The sequence below is a fragment of the Stutzerimonas zhaodongensis genome (genome assembly GCF_003696365.1).
Taxonomy (GTDB): Bacteria; Pseudomonadota; Gammaproteobacteria; order Pseudomonadales; family Pseudomonadaceae; genus Stutzerimonas; species Stutzerimonas zhaodongensis.
Map to the genome: position 1 here is coordinate 1 of NZ_RFFM01000004.1, position 21,700 is coordinate 21,700.

Here is a 21,700-nt window from a genome sequence, read left to right on the forward strand (position 1 = left end):
ACCGCTTCCGATCAACCTGACCGAAGCTGCCAACAAAGCTCAACCACTACCTGTCAGCCCGGCGCATTCTACTCGAATTCGCCACCCGTGCAAGCCTTAAATTTCGCTAACTTCTTGATTTACAAGAGATTTCGCTAAAGGCCTGCGCCGGAGAAGGTGCGCATTATAGGCACTGCAATTCTCACGTCAACGGTTGTTTGACGTTTTCTTCCGGAATGAGCGAAACCCGTCCAAAAGACTTCTTCCCAGCCTGGCAGACGTGACTGGCGCCGAGCTTGAAAACAAAGGTTCGGTCTACCACCTCCCCGTCAACCCGGACGCCTCCTGACGCGAGAAGATCGCGGGCCACTGCTGCATTCCTCACCAAGCCTGAGCGATTCAATACCGAAGCGATAAGCAGGTCTTCGGCAGAAGACACATCGACCTGAGGGATGTCAGCCGGTAGCTCACCATCCTTCATTCTGTTGCCAGCAGAGCGATGCGCCGTCGCAGCCGCTTCCTCGCCATGGAATCGAGCAACGATCTCCTCAGCGAGTTTGATCTTGATGTCCCGGGGGTTGGCGCCGCGAACCACGTCGGCCTGAAACTCTTCGATTTCGGCCATCTCGCGAAAACTAAGCAATTCGAAATAACGCCACATCAACGCGTCGGGTATCGAAACCAGCTTGCTATACATGACACCCGGTGCTTCCTGAATGCCGACATAGTTTCCAAGCGACTTGGACATCTTCTTGACGCCGTCAAGCCCCTCAAGGAGCGGCATGGTGACTATGCACTGGGACTCTTGCCCATAGGAACGCTGCAATTCGCGCCCCATAAGGAGATTAAACTTCTGATCAGTCCCTCCCAGCTCGATATCTGCTTTCAATGCGACTGAGTCGTACCCTTGAACCAGCGGGTACAGGAACTCATGTATCGCGATTGGCTGGTTGGTGGAGTAACGCTTGCTGAAGTCGTCCCGCTCGAGCATCCGCGCCACCGTGTACTGCGACGCCAGCCGAATGAAATCTGACGGCTTCAGCTGATCCATCCAAGAAGAGTTGAAGGCGACCTCTGTTCTAGCAGGATCAAGAATCTTGAACACCTGAGCTTTGTAGGTTTCCGCGTTCTCCAAAACCTGGTCGCGGGTTAGAGGCGGGCGCGTGGCGCTCTTGCCGCTAGGGTCACCAATCATCCCAGTGAAGTCACCTATGAGGAAGATCACCTGGTGACCCAGGTCTTGAAACTGTCGCAGCTTATTAATAAGTACAGTGTGGCCGAGATGCAGATCCGGGGCAGTCGGATCAAAGCCTGCCTTGATCCTAAGCGGGAGGCTGCGCCCCAGCTTTTGTATCAACTCAGCCTCTACCAGCACTTCGTCAGCGCCTCGCTTGATCACTGACAATTGCTCTTGAACCGACTTCATTTGAGGCCCCGTAGCTGAAATAAAGGCGGCCAACCTTACAAGAAAGCTAGGAAAATTCAACGCTATCAAACGCCAACCAACACGCGAACAGCGGAACTCAAGGGTTGCCTCAGCTGGCCTTTGGTTATATTTTAGACAGATATTTTCTCTGTACAAAATATCGCCAGTCATTTTCAAGATATCTAATGATCAAATCCAAATCGAAAGCACCTCTCTACCCGAAGAGCCATCTCTTGGCTGCCAGCGGTGTAGCTGCGCTTCTGAGCCTGGCACTCCTTGTATTTCCATCCCGTGAAGTTGAGGCGAAGAAGACCTTTCTAGACCTTCGTCTCGACACTGCAGCAGAGCTAGCAGCCGTTCAAGAATTGCCGTTGACAAATTCTCAATCTGAAATCCCCTTCGAGCTGATACAGCCTACCGAAGAGGCGCAGGCACAATTCAACGAGCCTGTTGATGTGGATTCAGTTGAAGTCGAAGCGAAGTCTCTCGTGAAAGAGGTGGTTGTCGCCAATGGGGATACCCTATCAACGGTATTTGCTAAAGTCGGTCTTCCTCAAGCAACCGTGCACGATGTGCTCGCTAGCAGCAAGGAAGCAAAACAGCTAGCGCGCCTCAAGGTGGGTCAGCGCTTCGAGTTTGAACTGGACGATCAAGGCGATCTGGCTAAGTTGCGTAGCCCGTTGAACAAACTGGAAAATGTCCAGCTTGAGCGATCCGATGCGGGCTATGTATTCAAAAAAGAGCAGCTGAAGCCTGACGTCAACACTGCCTATGCCTACGGCCGAATCGACAGCAGCTTGTTTCTCGCCGCCAAGCGCGCAGGCCTCACCCATAACCTGACCATGGACCTAGCGAACGTCTTCGGCTACGACATCGACTTCGCCATGGATATACGCAAAGGCGATACCTTCGAGGTGGTTTACGAGCAAAAAACCATCGCTGGGGAGATGGTGGGAACCGGCAATATCCTCGCTGCTCGCTTCACCAACCGCGGCAAGAGCTACACCGCGGTTCGCTATACAAATAAGCAAGGCACCAGCAGCTATTACACCGCTGATGGACAGAGCATGCGCAAGGCGTTCATCCGCACGCCGGTGGACTTTGCCCGAATCAGCTCTCGATTCTCCAACGGTCGCAAACACCCGATACTTAATAAGATACGGGCCCATAAAGGTGTTGACTACGCAGCGCCACACGGGACCCCCATCAAGAGTGCTGGAGATGGGAAGGTTCTTCTTGCAGGCCGTAAGGGCGGATATGGAAACACGGTGGTCATCCAACACGGTAACCGCTATCGCACCCTTTATGCTCACATGCAGGGCTTCGCGAAAGGTGTGCGCAATGGAGCTTCAGTCAAACAAGGGCAGATCATCGGTTATATTGGCACCACCGGCCTGTCAACCGGTCCGCACTTGCATTATGAGTTCCAGGTAGATGGCGTACATGTCGACCCCCTTGGGCTGAAGCTGCCTATGGCTGACCCTATCGCAAAAAGCGAAACCCAACGCTTCCTCCAACTGAGCAAGCCCTTGATGGCTCGCATGGATGAAGAACGAGCCACAATGCTGGCGATGAAAGCTGAATAGATGCCGCTATACATCGGTGTAATGTCGGGTACCAGTCTGGACGGTCTGGATTTTGCTCTGATTGATCAGAATGACCGGACAAACCTGCTAGCCACACACTATGAGCCCATGCCCAAGGAGCTCCAACAGGATCTCCTTGGGTTGTGCTCCAGCGGCCCTGATGAGCTGGCCCGTGCAGCACTGGCGGAGCAGACTTGGGCGAGACTCGCAGCTGGGGGTATACGCAACCTCCTTCATAACGCCGCTATCGACGCAACGTCGATCCGAGCAATCGGCAGCCACGGCCAGACAGTGAGGCATGAGCCTCAGCGAGCCTTTACCATTCAGATTGGCAATCCGGCCCTTCTTGCGGAACTGACCGGTATTAGCGTCGTGGCTGATTTTCGTCGACGCGACGTAGCGGCGGGAGGCCAAGGTGCTCCGCTGGTTCCCGCCTTCCACGAAGCCATCTTCGGTGACGAGAGCCGTATTCGCGCAGTCCTGAACATTGGCGGATTCAGCAATCTCACCCTTCTTACCCCTCGCGAAGCGGCTCGAGGCTTCGATTGCGGCCCTGGTAATGTCCTCATGGACTCATGGATTCAGCGCCAGCAAGGGCAATCTTATGACCGGGAAGGCTCCTGGGCAGCCATTGGCCGGGCTAATGACTTGCTGCTTGATCAGCTGATAAGCGACAGTTTTTTCGCCGCACAAGGACCGAAGAGTACCGGGCGTGAACTGTTCAACTTGCCTTGGCTGGAAGCGCACCTTGCATCATTCCCGACTATCGAACCTGAGGATGTGCAAGCAACGTTACTTGAGCTGACCGCCCGGAGCATTTGCGAGTCACTCGTCGCAAGCCAGCCGGAGACGCAAGACGTACTTGTCTGCGGAGGCGGAGCGCACAACACCGTACTGATGCGCCGCCTGGCGACGCTACTGCCCAGCTGCGATGTGACAAGCACCAGCGCCTTCGGCATAGATGCGGACTGGATGGAGGCTATGGCGTTTGCCTGGTTAGCCCATTGCTGTGTAGAGGGAATACCGGCCAACCGGCCAGCCGTGACGGGTGCGCGCGGGTTGCGCGTACTCGGGGCAATCTACCCTGCCTGACCTCACAATGACGATCACGCAATCGCTACACGAAAAAACACCGCGCCTAGGCGCGGTGTTCTAGGCGCATAAAGTACCTAGATCGAGAAAGACTGACCGCAACCACAGGTCGTCGTGGCGTTTGGATTCTTGATGATGAAACGAGAGCCTTCCAAACCTTCTTGGTAATCGACTTCAGCGCCGGCGAGATACTGGTAACTCATCGGATCGACTACCAGACTCACGCCCTCGCGCTCGATGATGGTGTCGTCCTCTGCCAGATCCTCATCGAAGGTGAAACCATACTGGAAACCTGAGCAACCTCCGCCGGTGACGAATACACGCAGTTTCAACCGCGGATTGCCCTCTTCATCGACCAGACTCTTCACCTTGCTCGCGGCACCCTGACTGAACTGAATCGCGGTGGGCGTGAAGGATTCGACACTCATTTGGTTCTCCTGGCGCGGGAGCGCACATTACAGCGTTGACGCTGCATTATCGGCTTGTCCTACAAAATCGGTCAACTATTCATAACCACCCTGTCAGATGCCGGCCCACTCAGCAGCGGGCCGACATCTACGTTCACGGCAACAAGGCGGCGTTGCCGAGCCCAAGACGCTCGTCCATCCCAAAAACTATGTTCATGTTTTGCAGCGCCTGGCCCGAAGCGCCCTTAACAAGGTTGTCGATGACCGATAGCACGACCACTAGATCGCCGCCTTGAGGACGATGTACCGCAATACGACACACGTTGGCACCACGCACGCTGCGTGTTTCCGGATGGCTACCTGCCGGCATGACGTCGACGAATGGCTCATTTGCGTAGCGCTGCTCGTACAGGGCCTGCAGATCTAGAGATGTATCAGCGACCGTTGCGTATAGCGTGGCGTGAATGCCGCGGATCATAGGTGTGAGATGTGGCACGAACGTCAGCCCAACCTCGGTACCGGCCGCACGGCGTAGGCCCTGGGTGATCTCCGGCAAATGGCGATGCCCTTTGACGGCATAAGCCATCATGCTTTCGCCCGCTTCGGTGAAGAGCGACCCAATCTTCGCTGCCCGACCTGCGCCGCTCACCCCTGATTTGCAGTCTGCAATCAGCCTGGAAGCATCAGCCAGGCCTTTTTCCAAAAGAGGAATGTAGCCAAGCTGCGTGGCTGTCGGATAACAACCCGGCACGGCGATAAGCCTTGCGCGCTTGATCTGCTCGCGGTTCACCTCTGGCAGCCCGTATACAGCCTCAGGCAGCAGCGCCGGCGCACCATGAGGCTGGCCGTACCACTTCGCCCACTCATCGGCATCCTGCAAACGGAAATCGGCGGAAAGGTCGATAACCCGGGTCCCGGCATCAAGGAGCTCAGCTGCCAGTGCGTGAGCAACACCATGTGGCGTCGCGAAAAAAACCACATCACATGCGCCTAGCGCTGCGGTATCCGGATCGCTGAAAGCCAGCCCATCGTAATGGCCGCGCAGATTCGGGTACATGTCCGTGACTTTGACCCCCTTCTCAGAGCGAGAGGTGATCACAGCCACCTCGGCCTGGGGGTGCTGCGCCAAAAGGCGCAGCAATTCGACACCGGTGTAGCCTGTGCCGCCAACAATTCCGACCTTGACCATGAGCTGCCTCGCGCGTGGAACGATGATGACCGCCGATGATAAAGGCGCTGGCCCCTTAGGGCCAACCTCTCAGATGACGCGCGGATGTCCGTGCCACTACTATCATCTCCTACCCTGCCAACAAGGAACTTCGAATGCTCTATCTCTGGCTCAAAGCACTACACATCGTTGCGATAGTCTGCTGGTTCGCCGGGCTGTTCTACTTGCCGAGGCTTTTCGTCTATCACGCCATGAGCGAAGACTCTGTTAGCCGAGAGCGATTCCAGACCATGGAGCGCAAACTGTACCGAGGGATCATGATGCCTTCGATGATTGCCACGCTGATTTTCGGCATCGGCATGATCGCGATGAACCCAGGATTGTTCAGTACCGGGGGCTGGCTTCACGCCAAGCTCGCACTTGTTGTGCTGCTAATCGGTTATCACCATGTTTGCGGCGCGCAGATGAAGCGTTTCGCGCGTAATGAAAACAAGCGCAGCCACGTGTTTTACCGTTGGTTCAATGAAGTGCCGGTCCTGCTGCTATTGGCTATCGTCATCCTGGTAGTCGTCAAACCGTTCTGATGACATAAGGAACCGCTCATGCCATTACCTGCACTTCTCGCAGATCGATTGCGCCTGCCGCTAGTCGCGGCGCCCATGTTTCTAGTGTCGAACCCGGACCTTGTAGCAGCGTGCTGTCGCGACGGCATAGTGGGCAGCCTTCCTGCTCTCAATCAGCGTGAGAGTAGTGGTTTCAAGACCTGGCTAGAGGAAATAGAACAGCTTCTTTGCACTGTCGAGGCGCCTGCACCTTACGCAGTGAATTTGATCGTTCATCAGAGCAACCCACGGTTGCAGGCAGATTTAGCAATATGTGTGGAGCAGCGAGTTCCGATCATCATCACCAGTCTGGGCGCAGTGAAGGAAGTGGTCGATGCCGTCCATAGCTATGGCGGTCTCGTTTTTCACGATGTAACGACTCGACGCCACGCGGAAAAGGCCGCTGATGCGGGCGTCGATGGCCTCATTGCCGTAGCGGCAGGTGCCGGGGGACATGCCGGTACATGGAGCCCTTTTGCGCTGATCGCCGAGATTCGACAGTTCTTCGACAAGACCTTGCTATTGTCAGGCTGCATAAACCATGGTCGCGAAATACTTGCAGCACAACTGCTAGGTGCGGACCTCGCGTATATGGGCACCCGTTTCATTGCCACTCGAGAGAGTCAGGCGTCGGACGATTACAAACAGATGTTGCTCGATGCGCATGCTGCGGACATCGTCCATACAGCAGCCGTTTCTGGCGTACCGGCTAGTTTTCTGCGGCAAAGCCTGCAGAGGGCTGGCTATGATGAAGATCGGCTGAAAGCTAAAGGCGAGATGAACTACGGCGAAAAGCTAAAGCCTGTGAGCGAGGAGGCAAAAGCCTGGAAGACAGTCTGGTCGGCAGGTCAAGGTGTGGGTGAAATAAACGACCTGCCCAGCGTTCACGAATTGGTCACACGTCTCGACGGCGAGTACCGAGCCGCTCACACGCAGGTGGCACACGTATCGCAGCGATGGCTCAGGCAATAGTGATGCGGATCTCAGTTCGTAGCGATCCGGGGCTTGGCGCCCGGGCACCGCTTGTTGGCGTCACGGCGGGCCATTACCCTCGGAGCTCACCCTGCTAACAAGGATGTTTTAATGAGCGCCGAGCAATACAGAGTCGTCTTCGACGGCGAGCTCGTTCCTGGAATGTCTGTCGATGCGGTCAGAAGCAATCTGGCCAAGTTATTCAAAAGCGACTCCTCGAAGGTCGACCAGCTTTTCAACAATGGCCCCGTTAACATCAAGCGTGACCTCGGCGCAGCAGAAGCTGACCGGTACATTCAAGCGTTGGAGCGTGCGGGCGCAAGGGCGCGTAAAGAATTGGAAGCACCTCAAGGTATCGTTCTGACGCTTGTCGAGGAGGAGCCTAGCCAGATCAACACCGGCATTGCTCAAATGGAGTGTCCCAAGTGTGGCCACCTGCAGGCACCGTCCATCCAGTGCACCAGCTGCGGGGTCGTGATTGAAAAGTACCTGGCAAGACAGGCGCTGCAGGCGAATGAATCGGCACTAGCAGTAGATACTCTATCTGCGGGGCAACCTTATGCCCCACCTCGCGCGCAAGTCGGGGAGCCAATCTCCGAACATGGCGACCTGAAGGTATTCACCACCCAAGGCAGGATCGGGCGTCTACGCTACCTGGCATGGTCCATAAGCTTGATGACTGCGGCGCTGGGCCTGTGGATGATCGCCAGCATGACATTGGCTGTCTCCGTTGTAGCCGGCGCCATACTCATCGGAATTTTCGGCCTGGGCTTTCTTGTCGTAAGCGTGCAGATCGGCGTGCAGCGGCTTCACGATCTTGGGTGGTCCGGCTGGTTCATGCTGCTCAATCTAGTACCAGTCGTGGGAACGCTTTTTCCGTTAGTCATGCTGCTGATGCCAGGCAATCAGGGGCCTAACCGCTTTGGTGCGCCCCAACCGCCGAACAGCCGAGCGGTGAAGGTACTGGCCGCGCTCTGGCTGCTCGTGCCGGTCGGCGGCATTGTGGCCGCTATTGCCCTACCAGCACTTTCCTAGACTCAGGTCAGGCCGAGACTGTCCGCCCTGAAGCCCACTGGCGCAGGGCATCTAGCTTCTCGGCCATGACTACTGACAGCGGAGCGGTTGCGCGGATGCAATCCAATAACATGGACTGGTCGGGATCACGGGATTGCGCCTGCCCCGCATAGACAGCTGACACTACGACCTGCTCGATCTCAGCTCCAGAGAAACCATCGGCAGCACTTGCCAAGACTGCAAAATCGAAACCGTCGACCTTCAGCTCGCGACGCATCAGGTGAATACGGAAGATCTCGGCACGGGTAGGGCCGTCAGGCAGATCAACGAAAAACAGCTCGTCGAAGCGCCCCTTACGTAAAAGCTCTGGCGGTAGACGGTCCACGGCGTTGGCGGTTGCTACCATGAATACAGGTGCGTCACGCTCAGCCATCCAGGTAAGCAAGGTGCCCAGAACGCGCTGACTGACGCCGCCATCCATCTCCCCGGTCGCCAGGCCCTTCTCCAGCTCGTCCATCCACAAGACACAAGGCGCCATCTGTTCGGCAAGTTTCAGCGCTTCGCGCAAATTGCGCTCGGTCTCACCGAAGAACTTGTTGTACAAGCATGCGAAATCCAATCGCAGCAGAGGCAAACCCCAAAGTCCTGCCACCGCTTTGGCCGCCATGCTCTTGCCGCCGCCCTGTACACCCACGAGCATCACGCCACGTGGTTTATCTGCAGTACCAGCAGCCAGAAAGGCGGCCTGCCGCTCACTCAGCCAACGCCGGAAATTCTGCAGCCCTCCGACGTCCGCGAAGCGCGCCGTTTCGTACTCGAAACCAAGCACCCCCTGCATGTCCAGTAATTCGAACTTCTTGCGGTTAAGCTCCGGCAGATCGTCCTGCGTGATGGCGCCGTCATCGCAGATCAGGTTATGGGCCATACTGCGCGCCTCGGCATGGCTGAGACCTCGCAGATTTTTCACCACCTGCTGCAGCGTCCGGTTGTCGGTACGCACCCGCGATCCACGGTTCCGCTCGCTCCACACCGTCGCCTCTTCGCGCACGATGCTCAGCAACTCCTCCTCACTCGGCAAGCTCACGCTGAACCGCGCCGCATAGCGTTGAACCTCCGGCGGCAACTTGAATGCATGCGAAACCAGCACCAGCGTGGGTGCGGATAGGCCCTGCGCCATCGCGATTTCCTTTAGCAGTCGCACCAAGGTCGGGCTCTCAAGAAAAGGATGCAAATCGCAGAACACATAGAGGCTGCCAAGCGGATCATGTTTGACCCGCTTTAACGCGATTTCCGCAGAACAACTCTCGCCCGCATCCAACGCCTCGCCGCCAAACGCCAGATGCCTGAGGCCCTCAGTGACGGACCAGACGTGAAGCGTCAGACCTCGACTGACAGCCATGCCGGTCAACGTTTCCAGTACTCGTCCCTCATCCCAAGACTCGATCACTACCAATCGCGTCCTCGACTCGAGCACCAGGCCCAAGTCACGGATATCGTTCTTCATTGCTATGTCCTGTGCTAGCTGACCAGCCGGAAAATGGCCTGTTACACTGTTTAATCGTTCCAATGCTGGAGAAACGCCATGGATTGTCTGTTCTGCAAGATCGTGGCCGGGGAGATCCCTGCGCACAAGATTTATGAAGACGATCAGGTCATCGCCTTCAACGACATTGCGCCTCAGGCACCGGTGCATTTCCTCGTCATACCCAAGAAGCACATCGCAACTCTTCACGACCTGAGTGAAAATGACGACAAGGTGCTGGCGGGCCATATCCTCTTTACCGCTCAACGCCTCGCCGAAGCGCAAGGCTGCCAGGAAGGCTTCCGTGTCGTAATGAACTGCAACGACCTCGGAGGCCAGACGGTCTACCACATACATATGCACGTGCTCGGACAGCGTCAGTTGCATTGGCCTCCGGGCTGATCCCGACCATCCACGCCAACCTGTACATTATCGGCCGCTCCGCATCACCTGGAGGCGACATGCCCAATCAACGCGAATATTCACCTGCCGATCGGCTGCTGATGCAAGCCGATGCTGCACTGAGAACGCTGCTGCCCTTTAGCGGCCAACCCCATCGACCGACACCCGCAGTATTGAAGAACGAGACTGAGCTGAGTGACCGCGAAGCACGTCACGTTGCAGGTCTCATGCGTATCAATCACACCGGAGAGGTTTGCGCCCAGGCGTTGTATCAGGGGCAAGCGCTGACGGCACGACTGCCCAGGGTGCGTGAAGCTATGGAGCGCGCTGCTGATGAAGAGATCGATCATCTGGCATGGTGCGAGCAGCGTATCCATCAGCTGGGTAGTCATACCAGTGTGCTCAATCCAATTTTCTACGGACTCTCATTTGGAATCGGCGCTACTGCCGGTCTGATCAGCGACCGCATCAGTCTGGGTTTCGTTGCCGCTACGGAAGATCAGGTCTGCAAACATCTCGATGAGCATCTCGAGCAAATTCCGATCGAGGATGAAAAGTCTCGGGCCATTCTTGAGCAGATGCGTAAAGATGAGGCGCAACACTCCACTGCAGCACTCGACGCAGGCGGTTTACGCTTCCCTACACCCATCAAGTTCGGCATGGGCCTGATGGCAAAGGTAATGACGAAAACCACCTACCGGATCTGACCGATCCTTCAAACAAGAAGGGCGCCATCAAGGCGCCCTTCTTGTTTAAGTCGTGCTCAGCCCGGCATGTTTCGGGCATAGAAGATTTCCAGCATCTCGTGGCGCAGGCGGTCTTCAACCTGATCCCGCTGCTCAGGCGACAGATTGCTAGTGGCATCGCCGAACAGGTAATTCTCCAGTTCGAACTCCTTCAGCAGCATCTTGGTATGGAACAGGTTCTCCTGATATACGTTTACATCGGTCATCTGATAGGCCGAGCGCGTATCTTCGGAGAGATAGTTCTGAATTGAATTGATCTCGTGATCAATGAAGTGTTTCTTACCTTCGACATCACGCGTAAATCCACGCACACGATAGTCGACAGTCACGATATCCGAATCGAACTGGTGAATAAGATAGTTCAGCGCTTTAAGCGGGGAAATTACGCCGCACGTTGACACATCGATATCCACACGGAAGGTAGCGATTCCTTCCACAGGATGAATCTCGGGATACGTATGAACGGTGATGTGGCTCTTGTCGAGATGCGCCAGGATAGTATCAGGCAACGGACCGGGCGATTCCTCGATCTGGCTGTCCGTTGGCGTAACCGGCTGCTCGGAGATCAGAATGGTCACGCTAGCGCCCTGCGGCTCGTAGTCCTGCCGGGCAATATTCAAAATATTTGCGCCAATGATGTCCACAACATCGGTCAGAATCTGCGTTAGCCTTTCCGCGTCATACTGCTCATCGATGTATTGCACGTACGCCTGCTGGTCTTCCTGAGTTTCGGCATAGCAGATGTCGTAGATATTGAAGCTCAAGGACTTCGTCAGGTTATTGAACCCGTGGAGCTTGAGTTTACTTTTCACCATTGGAGACTCTCTTCGATGCGGCTCACCGCGTGATTGAGCATGCCCGTCAGATACGTCTGTACCTGCGTAGGACCGTAAACACCTCTTCGCAATTGCGACCTTGGCTGTGCTGTTCTAATGAAACGCCCCGTTGAAAACGGGGCGCGCATTATGCAGATTGGAGACGCTGGGTTCCAGTGTTTGCGCGCATCCTACAGAGTTTGCGCATCGCTTCTTCCTCATGCGAATGCGCGCCCGTCGACCAGTTACCCCAACTCGACGATCTCGTACTCATGAGTAATGGCTACTCCAGCACGCCCCAGCATGATGGATGCCGAGCAGTACTTCTCCGCTGACAACTCCACTGCCCGCTTGACCTGCGCTTCCTTCAAACCGCGGCCTTTGACGACGAAGCGCAGATGAATCTTGGTAAATACTTTTGGATCCTCATCGGCGCGCTCTGCCTCAAGAAATGCCTCACAGCTTTCCACCGGCTGACGGGACTTCTTAAGGATGCTTACCACATCAAAGTTACTACAGCCACCGAGGCCCAAAAGAAGCATCTCCATCGGGCGAACCCCGAGATTGCGCCCACCATTTTCTGGAGGCCCATCCATGACCACGACATGGCCACTGCCCGACTCGCCAAGAAACATAGCTTCGCCAGCCCATTGAATGCGCGCTTTCATCGACAGACTCCGGTAGAAAAGGAGCGCAGCTTATCACGCCAATTGGCAATGGCTGGATACCGCAATCCGACGAAATGAATGCTCCGAAGTTGATATTCGTGTCGCAGTTTTGTTGTCGATCCAGACGGGTCTGTTAAGCTCCCCATGCCTGTTTACTTGAACTCAGTCATACATAATAAGAACTGCCTTTTAATTGGACACATCTTCCGGGACTAAAGCATGGTCGCTATTACACTCACGCCCAAGATCAAGAACATCGACAAACTACTCGCGCATTGCCATCGGCGGCGCTATACCGCCAAGAGCACCATCATCTATGCAGGTGATCGGAGCGAAACTCTATTCTTCATCGTTAAAGGTTCGGTCACCATCCTGATCGAAGATGATGACGGTCGCGAGATGATCATTGCCTATCTCAACTCTGGAGATTTCTTCGGTGAGATGGGGCTGTTCGAGAAAGAAGGTTCTGAGAAGGAACGCAGTGCATGGGTCCGCGCCAAGACAGAGTGCGAAGTGGCGGAGCTGAGTTATGCCAAGTTCCGTGAACTGACGCAGCAAGACCCAGACATTCTTTATGCACTCGGCAGCCAGATGGCCGAGCGCCTGCGCAACACAACGCGCAAGGTGGGCGACCTGGCGTTCCTCGACGTAACCGGCCGCGTGGCACGCACCCTGCTCGATCTGTGCAAGCAGCCCGACGCCATGACGCACCCCGACGGCATGCAGATCAAGATCACCCGTCAGGAGATCGGCCGAATCGTTGGCTGTTCGCGCGAGATGGTCGGCCGTGTTCTCAAAAGCCTCGAGTCCCAAGGACTCGTGCATGTGAAGGGCAAGACCATGGTGGTCTTCGGCACCCGCTAAGGTGAGCATCAATGAAAAAGCCGGCGCATGCCGGCTTTTTCATTTGTTCAGATCAATCAGTCTGGATCAGCCACCGGCCGCACCGTTGCGCGCCCCGGAAAAAACAAGCGCTGCAACTCGACTCCGGGCTGCTCAGCCCGCATGAATGCCTCACCAACCAGGAACGCGTGCACTTCGTTAATTTCCATCAGCTCGACATCGGCCCGATGAAGGATGCCGCTTTCGGTTACCACAAGGCGGTCACGGGGAATACGTGGCAGCAGGTCAAGCGTGGTCTCCAGGCTCAATTCAAAGGTGTGAAGGTTACGGTTGTTGATACCGACGAGCGACGTTTCAAGACGCAGAGCCCGTTCCAGTTCCGCGCCATCATGCACTTCTACCAGCACATCCAGCCCCTGGGCCTTCGCTACCTCGGCCAGCTCGGCCATCTGCCCATCTTCCAACGCTGCAACGATCAACAGGATGCAATCCGCACCCAGCGCCCTCGCCTCGATCACCTGATAGGGATCAACCATGAAGTCCTTGCGGATCACCGGCAGTTTGCAGGCAGCACGAGCCTGCTGCAGATACTCGTCGGCGCCTTGGAAGAAATCGATATCAGTGAGTACGGACAGGCAGGTCGCCCCTCCGGTCTCATAGCTCCTGGCGATCTCGGCAGGCACGAAATCCTCTCGCAGTACGCCTTTGCTGGGTGAGGCTTTTTTGACCTCGGCAATGACGGCCGGCTTCTTGCTGCGAACCTGCTCCTCGATACGCTTTGCGAAACCGCGAACAGGGTCCGCAGATGCCGCCATTGCTTCGAGCTCCGCCAGCCCCATACGGCCGCGGCGCTCGCTCACTTCCTCACGCTTGCGCGTGATGATTTTTTCCAGAACCGTCGGCACGCTCATTAAGAACTCTCCTGCTTGAACACCACGGTAAAGGACACCAACTCTTCGAACTTGTCCCGCGCCAACCCCGTATGCAAGGCATCGTGGGCGATCTCGACTCCCTGTTTCAGGCTGCTTGCAACATCTGCAGCGTAGAGTGCAGCGCCAGCGTTGAGCACGATCAGGTCAGCGGCCTTTTGGCCGTTCTCGGTCTTGCGCCGGCCCAACGCATCGCGAATCAGCACCAACGAGCTCTGCGCATCTTCCACATTGAGCCCGATCAGGCTCTGGCTTTTGATACCGAAGTCCTCAGGCTGAATTCGGTACTCGCTGATCTCGCCTCCTTTCAGTTCGGCTACGAATGTCGGCGCAGCCAGACTGATTTCATCCAGCCCGTCTTGCGCATGTACGACCAACACATGCTCGCTTCCCAGGCGGGCCAGTACTTCGGCCATGGGTCGGCAAAGCTCTTTGCTGAACACGCCCAATACCTGATGCTTGACCCCCGCAGGGTTGGACATCGGCCCGAGAATATTGAACAGGGTGCGCAGACCCAGCTCGCGGCGCGGCGCAGCGGCATATCTCATCGCGCCGTGGTGTGCAGGGGCGAACATGAAGCCGACGCCAACCGCATCCACGCTGCGCGCAACCTGCTCAGGGGTTAGATCAAGGTAGACGCCTGCTGCTTCGAGCAGATCGGCGCTACCGCTCTTGCCCGATACCGCTCGGTTGCCATGCTTGGCCACCTTGCCACCGGCAGCGGCGACTACAAACGCGGCTGCTGTCGAGACATTGAAAATGTTCATTCCATCGCCGCCAGTGCCGCAGGTGTCCACCAGACGGTGGGTGTCGAAATGCACCGGCGCGGCCAGTTCGCGCATTACCTGCACGGCACCGACGATCTCGTCGATGGTTTCGCTCTTCATGCGCATCCCCATGAGGAACGCGCCGATCTGCGCATCAGTGCACTGACCGGTCATGATCTGGCGCATGACGGCCTTCATTTCCTCAGTGCTCAGATCCAGCTGGCCGACGATGCGGTTGAGGGCTTCCTTGATATCCATCAGCGCACGCCTCCGGTCTGCTTCAGAAAATTGGCGAACAGTTCGTGGCCCTGCTCGGTGAGGATCGACTCCGGGTGGAACTGCACGCCCTCGATGTTCAGCGTCTTGTGACGCAACCCCATGATCTCGTCAACGGCGCCGTCATCCTTGACCGTCCAGGCCGTAGCTTCAAGACATTCGGGCAGGGTTTCACGCCTGACCACCAACGAGTGATAGCGGGTAACGGTGAGCGGGTTGTTCAGGCCGGCGAACACGCCGTCATTCTCGTGGATCACAGGACTGGTCTTGCCATGCATGACCTGCCGGGCACGCACCACATCACCACCAAAAGCCTGGCCGATACTCTGATGACCGAGGCAGACGCCGAGAATCGGCAGCTTGCCAGCGAAATGGCGAATCAGCTCAAGCGAAACGCCCGCCTCGTTCGGGGTGCAAGGGCCTGGAGAGACCACGATGCGTTCGGGATTGAGGGCTTCGATTTCAGCCACGCTCAACTCGTCATTGCGCACCACTTTGACGTCCGCGCCCAGCTCGCCGAGATACTGCACGACGTTGTAGGTAAAGGAATCGTAGTTATCGAGCATCAACAGCATGATCAGTTCTCCTGCTGGTCGCGTTCGGCCAGAGCGACCGCGCGGAACATGGCGCGGCGTTTATTCAGCGTTTCTTCCCATTCCAGCGCGGGCTGCGAATCGGCCACGATACCCGCGCCTGCCTGCACATGAAGTTCGCCGTCCTTTATGACCGCGGTGCGGATGGCGATCGCAGTATCCATGTTGCCGTTCCAGGCCAGATAGCCGACTGCACCGCCATAGACGCCGCGTTTCACCGGCTCAAGCTCGTCAATGATTTCCATGGCGCGTATCTTCGGCGCGCCGGAAAGCGTACCCGCCGGCAGAATCGCACGCAGTGCGTCCATCGCCGTCAGCGGTGCCTTGAGCTGGCCAGTGACGTTGGAGACGATGTGCATGACGTTGGAATATCGCTCGATGACCATCTTTTCGGTCAGCCGTACCGAGCCGTTTTCCGCAACGCGCCCCACATCGTTGCGCCCAAGGTCAATGAGCATCAGGTGTTCGGCCAGCTCCTTGGCGTCGCTGAGCAGGTCTTTTTCCAGCGCCAGATCGGCTTCCTCGTTCGCGCCGCGCGGGCGGGTGCCGGCGATGGGACGGACCGTGACCAGCCCTTCCTCGACGCGCACCAATACTTCCGGCGACGAGCCCACCACGTGGAAATCGCCGAAATTGAAGAAGTACATGTAGGGCGTTGGATTGAAGCAGCGCAGTGCGCGGTAGAGATCGATCGGCGCAGCCTTGAAGGGAATCGACATGCGCTGCGAGATCACCACCTGCATGCAATCCCCGGCAAGGATGTACTCCTTGATGCGGTTAACCGCCTGCTCGTAGTCCTCGCGACTGAAGCTGGAGCGGAACGTCGGCTCGATGCCGCCGCCCTTCTCGAAATCCAGCCCGAGCCGTGGGGTGATCGACTGACGCAGCTTTTCGCGCAGGGCTTGCAGCTTCGCCTGCCCCGACTCGTAAGCGTCCGGCTGGGACGGATCGACCAACACAATGCAGTGCAGCTTTCCGGCGAGGTTGTCGAACACCACCACGGCGTCCGATACCATCAGCAGGATATCCGGCGTTCCCAGCGGATCGGGGTTGGGACAGGTCGCCAACTTGCGCTCGACATAGCGCACACTGTCGTAACCAAAGTAGCCCACCAGCCCACCGTTGAAGCGGGGCAAACCGTCAACGGGCGCGACGCGATAGCGCTGCTGGAAAGTCTCGACGAACGCCAGCGGATCCTCAACCTCGCAGCGCTCGGTTTCGACGCCATCGGTGCTTACGCTGATGCAATGGTCCTGCACCCGCAGCACGGTGCGGCACGGCAGACCGATAATGGAATAGCGGCCCCACTTCTCGCCGCCCTGCACAGATTCGAGCAGGTAGGAGTTGGGCGCGTCGGCGAGCTTCAGATAAAGCGTCAGGGGTGTATCGAAATCGGCGAGCGTTTCGAAGGACAGAGGAATGCGGTTATGGCCTTCAGCGGCCAAACGCAGAAATTCTTCGCGGGTCATATCAGCCTCGTGGTCGGAGGGGGCAACTTGGGTCGAATGCAAACGTACCGGCCGAGCCGGCAGGAAATGTCAGGCGCGCCAGCGCCAACGGGCAAGGGCCTTGATGACATTCATCCATTGTTTGCGAGTGACCACCACGATCTGATCTCGTCTGCGGGGTTCAGGGGACAGAGGCCACACTAGCGCAGCCCCGGAGCCGAAGCAACCAGCTCGCGCAGGTCGTCAAGCACCAGTGATGGCTCCTCATTGGCGATGGGCTCGCCGTGGTTGTAGCCATAGCTGAGCGCGACGCACGCAACGGCAGCCGCTTTCGCCGCACGCACATCGTTGCGCGAGTCGCCGACGAACAGCGAAGCGCCCGGTTCAACCCCGGCCTGATCCATCACCCACAATAACGCAGCCGGGTCTGGCTTCTGCTGGGGCAAGGTGTCCCCGCCAACCAGCCATTGGAAGTAACCTGTAAGCCCCTTTTCTTCCAGCAGGGGCTCGATGAACTGTGAAGGCTTGTTGGTGATGATCGCCAACTTCACATCACGCTCACGCAACCAGTCCAGGCATTCGCGAACACCGGGATAAACAGATGTCAGCTCGTGCCCACCGGAATAGGCTTGCATGAAAAGCGCCAGCGCTTCATCGGCCAACTCGTCGGCCACGTCATCATGCTGCAGCTGGCCCGCCAGCGCACGGCGCACCAGCACACGCGAACCATTGCCGACCCAGTCACGCACCTGCGCGACCCCCACAGGCTGGCGACCGAGCAGCATCAGCATCTTGTCCACCGCGGCGGCCAGATCCGGCACCGAGTCCAACAGCGTGCCGTCCAGATCGAACATCGCCAAACGAGGGAGTTTGCCGTCGAAAAGCTGTTCAAGGCGAGTCATGGGCGGGCCCGCGCCAGCTCAGCGCGCATCTGGTCGATCACCGCCTTGTAGTCGGGCTGGTTGAAAATGGCCGAACCGGCAACGAAGGTATCAGCACCGGCGGCAGCGATTTCGCGGATGTTCTTCGGGTTGACGCCGCCGTCGATCTCCAGCCGAATCTCACGCCCGCTGGCATCGATCAACGCCCGGGCTTCGCGCAGTTTGTCCAAGGTGTTGGGGATGAACTTCTGCCCGCCGAAACCGGGGTTGACGCTCATCAACAGGACCATATCGATCTTTTCCATGACGTACTTGAGCACATCCAGTGGGGTAGCAGGATTGAAGACCAGACCGGCCTTGGCGCCTCCTTCCTTGATCAGTTGCAGGGAGCGGTCGATGTGCTCGGACGCTTCGGGGTGGAAAGTGATGTAGCTGGCGCCCGCTTCGAGGAAGTCGCCAATCATGCGATCCACCGGCTTGACCATCAGGTGCACGTCGATGGGTGCGGTGACGCCATGCTTACGCAGTGCTGAACAAACCATCGGCCCAATCGTCAGGTTGGGGACGTAATGGTTGTCCATCACATCGAAGTGAACGATGTCCGCGCCCGCAGCGAGCACGTTGTCCACCTCCTCACCCAGGCGGGCGAAATTGGCGGAGAGAATGGAGGGGGCGATGGCGAACGGCTGCATGACGACCTCGGGTAGCTCGGGCGGAATGCCGCGCATTGTACCCGAGGGTCAGGGCAGCGGCGCGTCTGACATCCATTGCAGATGCAGACGCGCTATACGCTATAGCCGATCAGGTCAGCTCATCGAAGCACTCACCAATGATGGCGAGACCACGCTCGAGCATGTCGTCCTCCACAGTAAGAGGCACCAGCACGCGCAGCACGTTGTAGTAAGTGCCGCAGGAAAGAAGAATCAGGCCCTTGTCACGCGCCTTGGCGACAATCTGGGAAGTGAGCGCCGCCGCCGGACGCGCATGGTCGCCCTCCTCGAACAGCTCGATCGCGATCATCGCGCCGAGGCCGCGAACCTCGCCGACTTCCTTGTGTCGCGCCTGAATCGCCTTGAGGCCGCTGGTGAGTTTCTCGGCTACCGACTTGCAGCGTTCGAGCAGCTTCTCCTCCTCGAAGACCTCCATGACCGCCAGCGCCGCGGCGCAGGACAGCGGATTGCCGGCGTAAGTACCGCCCAGCCCGCCGGGAGCAATGGCGTCCATGATCTCGGCCTTGCCACAGACACCAGCAATCGGGAAACCACCGCCAACTGATTTGGCGAAGGTAGTGATATCGGCGACAACGCCCATCTGCTCCATGGCGAAAAAAGTGCCGGTACGGCCAGCGCCGGTCTGCACCTCGTCGGCGATCAGCAGGATGCCGTGCTCATCGCAGAGCGCGCGCAGGCGGGACATGAATTCCTTCGGCGCAACGTTGAAACCGCCTTCGCCCTGCACCGGCTCAATGATGATCGCGGCAATGTCACGCGGCTCGGCGTCGTTCTTGAAGACGCGCTCGATGCTGGCGATCGAGTCATCGACGCTGACGCCATGGATCGCGCACGGATAGAGCGCACGGAAGATGCCGCCAGGCATCAGTCCCATGCCCGCGGAATACGGCGCGACCTTGCCGGTCAGCCCGAGGGTCATCATGGTCCGGCCGTGATAAGCGCCGGTGAAAGCAATCACCCCGGCTCGACCGGTCGCGGCGCGGGCGATCTTCACCGCATTCTCAACCGCCTCAGAGCCGGTAGTGACCAGCAGCGTCTTCTTGGCGAAATCACCTGGCACCCGAGCGTTGATTTTCTCGCAGAGTTCGACGTAGGGCTCGTAAGCCAACACCTGAAAGCAGGTATGGGTGAGCTTGTGCAGCTGCTCTTCCACCGCCTTGACGATCTTCGGGTGCAGGTGCCCTGTATTCAGCACGGCGATGCCGCCGGCGAAATCGATGAATTCGCGGCCTTCGACGTCAACCACGCTGCTGTTTTTCGCATGGTCGGCGAAGATCGGATGGATCTGGCCGACGCCACGGGGAACGGCGGCAACACGGCGTTGCATCAGAGATTCGTTGGTCTTGCTCATAGGCTCCTCGGTAGCCGCTCATCGTCGGCAAGGATCGGAAAGAACGCCAGGAGCGAGCGCGGCAGCATACGATGATCGACTGCTGGGCCATCCGGAGCGTTCGGATTACAGTAAAACTCCGTGCATTATTTTGCACGCCCGTTTTTAAGCCCAGTTGGTCAGATTGTCGGGCGCAGACGTTCCTCTTCCTGGGCAAGATAGCCTGCATCCGCTGAGTCGACCTTATGCCATCGCTGACTTTCGCAAGAGCGCTCGTGCCTGCTTCTCCGCTCTGCCAGCAGCTAGGCTGCTGATCGTGACAAACAAGTGGGCTGCCACGTATCCAGCATCGATCAGACTTCGAACCTCACGAGAACGACAGATGCGCCGAAACTCTAAAAAGCGCATCCATAAAGCGATCCTCATGACCATTAACCCAAGCGGATGCACAGTCAGGAAGCCCAATGCCCCAACTTCGATTTTCAGCTTGCCTGGTGGTCGGCTTTGCCATCATTAGCGCACCACTGGCAAGCATCGCGGAAGAGCCGGCCGCGACGGAATCACCAGCCCCATCAGCTCCGGTAATGCCTGAGCGTCCTTCCACGCCGTCCCGCAGCGAAGCCATGGCCGCAGATCTGGTGCGTCAGCTATCCGCCGGCGAATTCATCAGCTTGAAGGAGGGAGATGTTGATTTCGTAGCGCTTTGGCGGCCTGCGAATGTCGGCTCACCAAAAGGGGTCGTCATCCTGCTACCGGGCGATGGCGAGAGCGCCAACTGGCCAAGCGGCATAGGACCTCTGCGCCGGGGCTTGCCCGACCACGGCTGGCACACCTTGAGCCTTAGCCTCCCGGATTCACCTACCCTCACTCCGCCTCCATCCGCTAGCGACGCAGCGGAGCAGGCGCCAGAAGCACCAGGTGACGAAACCGACGCGCAAGCCGAGCGAGCTGATGCAACCGATGCACCCAATGAAGCAGGCTATTTACCGGAAGAGACAGCAGCGCCTCCCGCTGAACCACCGCTGGAACCCGATGATGAAGAAGTGCCTACTGACGAGCAAAGCCCTCAACCAGACCAGTCCGAGCGAATTGCCGAACGCATCGAAGCGGCTCTGGCATTTGCACGTAGCAAGCAGCCCAAAAGAATCGTGCTTCTTGGCCAACGCACTGGAGGGTACTGGGCGGCGCGCTTTCTTCAACAGCAGGGCCCATCTGATATCCAGCATCTGATCATGGTACGACCGCAGCAGCCGGAGGGTCAGGATGAACCCCTTGCACAGCTGGCCCCAACGCTCAAGGTGGCCACGGGGGACTTCTACTATAAGGATGGACTCGGCAGCCAATCTGCAGCGCTAGAGCGGTTGAATGCGAGCCGACGCCTCGATCATCCCGCTTATCGACAGGTGGGTTTGCCGCCGCACACAGGCGACCGCCAGGTCGATCAGGAGCAGCTGATACGACGTGTCCGCGGCTGGCTGGACAAGGAAATGTAGTGCAGGGGCG

22 protein-coding genes are annotated in these 21,700 nt (G+C 57.7%); 9 read left to right on the top strand and 13 right to left on the bottom strand.

The genetic code is table 11. The features are described from left to right. Positions 1-181: 181 nt before the first annotated feature. A complete protein-coding gene (tyrS, locus tag EA797_RS15700) occupies positions 182-1,405 on the bottom strand; it encodes a tyrosine--tRNA ligase (RefSeq protein ID WP_122167363.1) in 1,224 nt (407 codons plus the stop codon). A gap of 185 nt (positions 1,406-1,590) precedes the next feature. Here tyrS and EA797_RS15705 point away from each other — a divergent pair, with 185 nt between their 5' ends. Both EA797_RS15705 and EA797_RS15710 read left to right on the top strand, forming a co-directional pair. Continuing rightward, positions 1,591-2,991, top strand: a complete 1,401-nt coding sequence (locus EA797_RS15705; protein WP_122166896.1) for a peptidoglycan DD-metalloendopeptidase family protein — start codon at positions 1,591-1,593, stop codon at positions 2,989-2,991. Next, the gene (locus tag EA797_RS15710; RefSeq protein ID WP_122166898.1) at positions 2,992-4,083 is read left to right on the top strand and encodes an anhydro-N-acetylmuramic acid kinase; all 1,092 of its coding nucleotides are present in this window, start codon (positions 2,992-2,994) and stop codon (positions 4,081-4,083) included. A gap of 77 nt (positions 4,084-4,160) precedes the next feature. Here EA797_RS15710 and erpA read toward each other — a convergent pair whose 3' ends face one another. Together erpA and argC are read right to left on the bottom strand one after the other, a co-directional pair. Then, on the bottom strand, positions 4,161-4,511 hold the full coding sequence (gene erpA / locus EA797_RS15715; RefSeq protein ID WP_122166900.1) for an iron-sulfur cluster insertion protein ErpA: 351 nt from the start codon (positions 4,509-4,511) through the stop codon (positions 4,161-4,163). A 133-nt stretch (positions 4,512-4,644) separates the two neighbouring features. Then, positions 4,645-5,679: an N-acetyl-gamma-glutamyl-phosphate reductase gene (gene argC, locus EA797_RS15720; protein ID WP_122166902.1), complete on the bottom strand. Its 1,035-nt coding sequence runs from the start codon at positions 5,677-5,679 to the stop codon at positions 4,645-4,647. 134 nt (positions 5,680-5,813) lie between these two features. Here argC and hemJ point away from each other — a divergent pair, with 134 nt between their 5' ends. From hemJ to EA797_RS15735, 3 genes are all read left to right on the top strand, one after another. Beyond that, positions 5,814-6,242: a protoporphyrinogen oxidase HemJ gene (gene hemJ / locus EA797_RS15725; protein WP_122166904.1), complete on the top strand. Its 429-nt coding sequence runs from the start codon at positions 5,814-5,816 to the stop codon at positions 6,240-6,242. An 18-nt stretch (positions 6,243-6,260) separates the two neighbouring features. Further along, positions 6,261-7,232, top strand: coding sequence for an NAD(P)H-dependent flavin oxidoreductase (locus EA797_RS15730; protein ID WP_122166905.1), 972 nt, complete (start codon positions 6,261-6,263; stop codon positions 7,230-7,232). A 111-nt stretch (positions 7,233-7,343) separates the two neighbouring features. Beyond that, positions 7,344-8,267 carry a DUF805 domain-containing protein gene (locus EA797_RS15735; protein ID WP_122166907.1) on the top strand — a complete coding sequence of 308 codons (924 nt, stop codon included), beginning with the start codon at positions 7,344-7,346 and terminating at the stop codon, positions 8,265-8,267. A gap of 7 nt (positions 8,268-8,274) precedes the next feature. Here the strand turns inward: EA797_RS15735 and EA797_RS15740 are convergent, their stop codons facing one another. Beyond that, positions 8,275-9,750 (bottom strand): AAA family ATPase, encoded by a 1,476-nt coding sequence (locus EA797_RS15740; protein WP_122166909.1) that lies wholly within the window; start codon positions 9,748-9,750, stop codon positions 8,275-8,277. A gap of 78 nt (positions 9,751-9,828) precedes the next feature. On the opposite strand from EA797_RS15740, the gene EA797_RS15745 reads away from it, so the two are divergent. Beyond that, positions 9,829-10,170, top strand: a complete 342-nt coding sequence (locus EA797_RS15745) for a histidine triad nucleotide-binding protein (protein WP_122166910.1) — start codon at positions 9,829-9,831, stop codon at positions 10,168-10,170. A 59-nt stretch (positions 10,171-10,229) separates the two neighbouring features. After that, entirely contained in the window at positions 10,230-10,877 is a 648-nt protein-coding gene (gene coq7, locus EA797_RS15750) for a 2-polyprenyl-3-methyl-6-methoxy-1,4-benzoquinone monooxygenase (protein WP_122166912.1), read from the top strand. 56 nt (positions 10,878-10,933) lie between these two features. Here coq7 and speD read toward each other — a convergent pair whose 3' ends face one another. Together speD and EA797_RS15760 are read right to left on the bottom strand one after the other, a co-directional pair. Continuing rightward, complete coding sequence (gene speD, locus EA797_RS15755; protein ID WP_122167365.1) at positions 10,934-11,728, bottom strand: adenosylmethionine decarboxylase; 795 nt, start codon at positions 11,726-11,728, stop codon at positions 10,934-10,936. 248 nt (positions 11,729-11,976) lie between these two features. After that, positions 11,977-12,399, bottom strand: a complete 423-nt coding sequence (locus EA797_RS15760; protein WP_122166914.1) for an OsmC family protein — start codon at positions 12,397-12,399, stop codon at positions 11,977-11,979. A 219-nt stretch (positions 12,400-12,618) separates the two neighbouring features. On the opposite strand from EA797_RS15760, the gene crp reads away from it, so the two are divergent. Then, the gene (gene crp, locus EA797_RS15765) at positions 12,619-13,263 is read left to right on the top strand and encodes a cAMP-activated global transcriptional regulator CRP (protein WP_045430655.1); all 645 of its coding nucleotides are present in this window, start codon (positions 12,619-12,621) and stop codon (positions 13,261-13,263) included. A gap of 56 nt (positions 13,264-13,319) precedes the next feature. Here crp and trpC read toward each other — a convergent pair whose 3' ends face one another. From trpC to gabT, 7 genes are all read right to left on the bottom strand, one after another. Next, the gene (gene trpC, locus EA797_RS15770) at positions 13,320-14,153 is read right to left on the bottom strand and encodes an indole-3-glycerol phosphate synthase TrpC (RefSeq protein WP_122166916.1); all 834 of its coding nucleotides are present in this window, start codon (positions 14,151-14,153) and stop codon (positions 13,320-13,322) included. Further along, positions 14,153-15,196: an anthranilate phosphoribosyltransferase gene (gene trpD / locus EA797_RS15775; RefSeq protein ID WP_122166918.1), complete on the bottom strand. Its 1,044-nt coding sequence runs from the start codon at positions 15,194-15,196 to the stop codon at positions 14,153-14,155. The genes trpC and trpD overlap by 1 nt, the downstream gene beginning before the upstream one ends. Next, positions 15,196-15,789, bottom strand: a complete 594-nt coding sequence (locus tag EA797_RS15780; RefSeq protein WP_122166920.1) for an aminodeoxychorismate/anthranilate synthase component II — start codon at positions 15,787-15,789, stop codon at positions 15,196-15,198. Before EA797_RS15780 ends, trpD begins: the two co-directional genes overlap by 1 nt. Positions 15,790-15,791: 2 nt before the next feature. Beyond that, the gene (trpE, locus tag EA797_RS15785) at positions 15,792-17,276 is read right to left on the bottom strand and encodes an anthranilate synthase component I (protein ID WP_122166922.1); all 1,485 of its coding nucleotides are present in this window, start codon (positions 17,274-17,276) and stop codon (positions 15,792-15,794) included. Between the two features lie 179 nt (positions 17,277-17,455). Further along, positions 17,456-18,157 (bottom strand): phosphoglycolate phosphatase, encoded by a 702-nt coding sequence (locus tag EA797_RS15790; protein ID WP_122166923.1) that lies wholly within the window; start codon positions 18,155-18,157, stop codon positions 17,456-17,458. Further along, positions 18,154-18,828 carry a ribulose-phosphate 3-epimerase gene (gene rpe, locus EA797_RS15795; RefSeq protein WP_122167367.1) on the bottom strand — a complete coding sequence of 225 codons (675 nt, stop codon included), beginning with the start codon at positions 18,826-18,828 and terminating at the stop codon, positions 18,154-18,156. The genes EA797_RS15790 and rpe overlap by 4 nt, the downstream gene beginning before the upstream one ends. 109 nt (positions 18,829-18,937) lie before the next feature. After that, the gene (gabT, locus tag EA797_RS15800) at positions 18,938-20,218 is read right to left on the bottom strand and encodes a 4-aminobutyrate--2-oxoglutarate transaminase (protein WP_122166925.1); all 1,281 of its coding nucleotides are present in this window, start codon (positions 20,216-20,218) and stop codon (positions 18,938-18,940) included. A gap of 443 nt (positions 20,219-20,661) precedes the next feature. On the opposite strand from gabT, the gene EA797_RS15805 reads away from it, so the two are divergent. Continuing rightward, complete coding sequence (locus EA797_RS15805) at positions 20,662-21,690, top strand: alpha/beta hydrolase family protein (protein WP_122166927.1); 1,029 nt, start codon at positions 20,662-20,664, stop codon at positions 21,688-21,690. Positions 21,691-21,700: the final 10 nt, after the last annotated feature.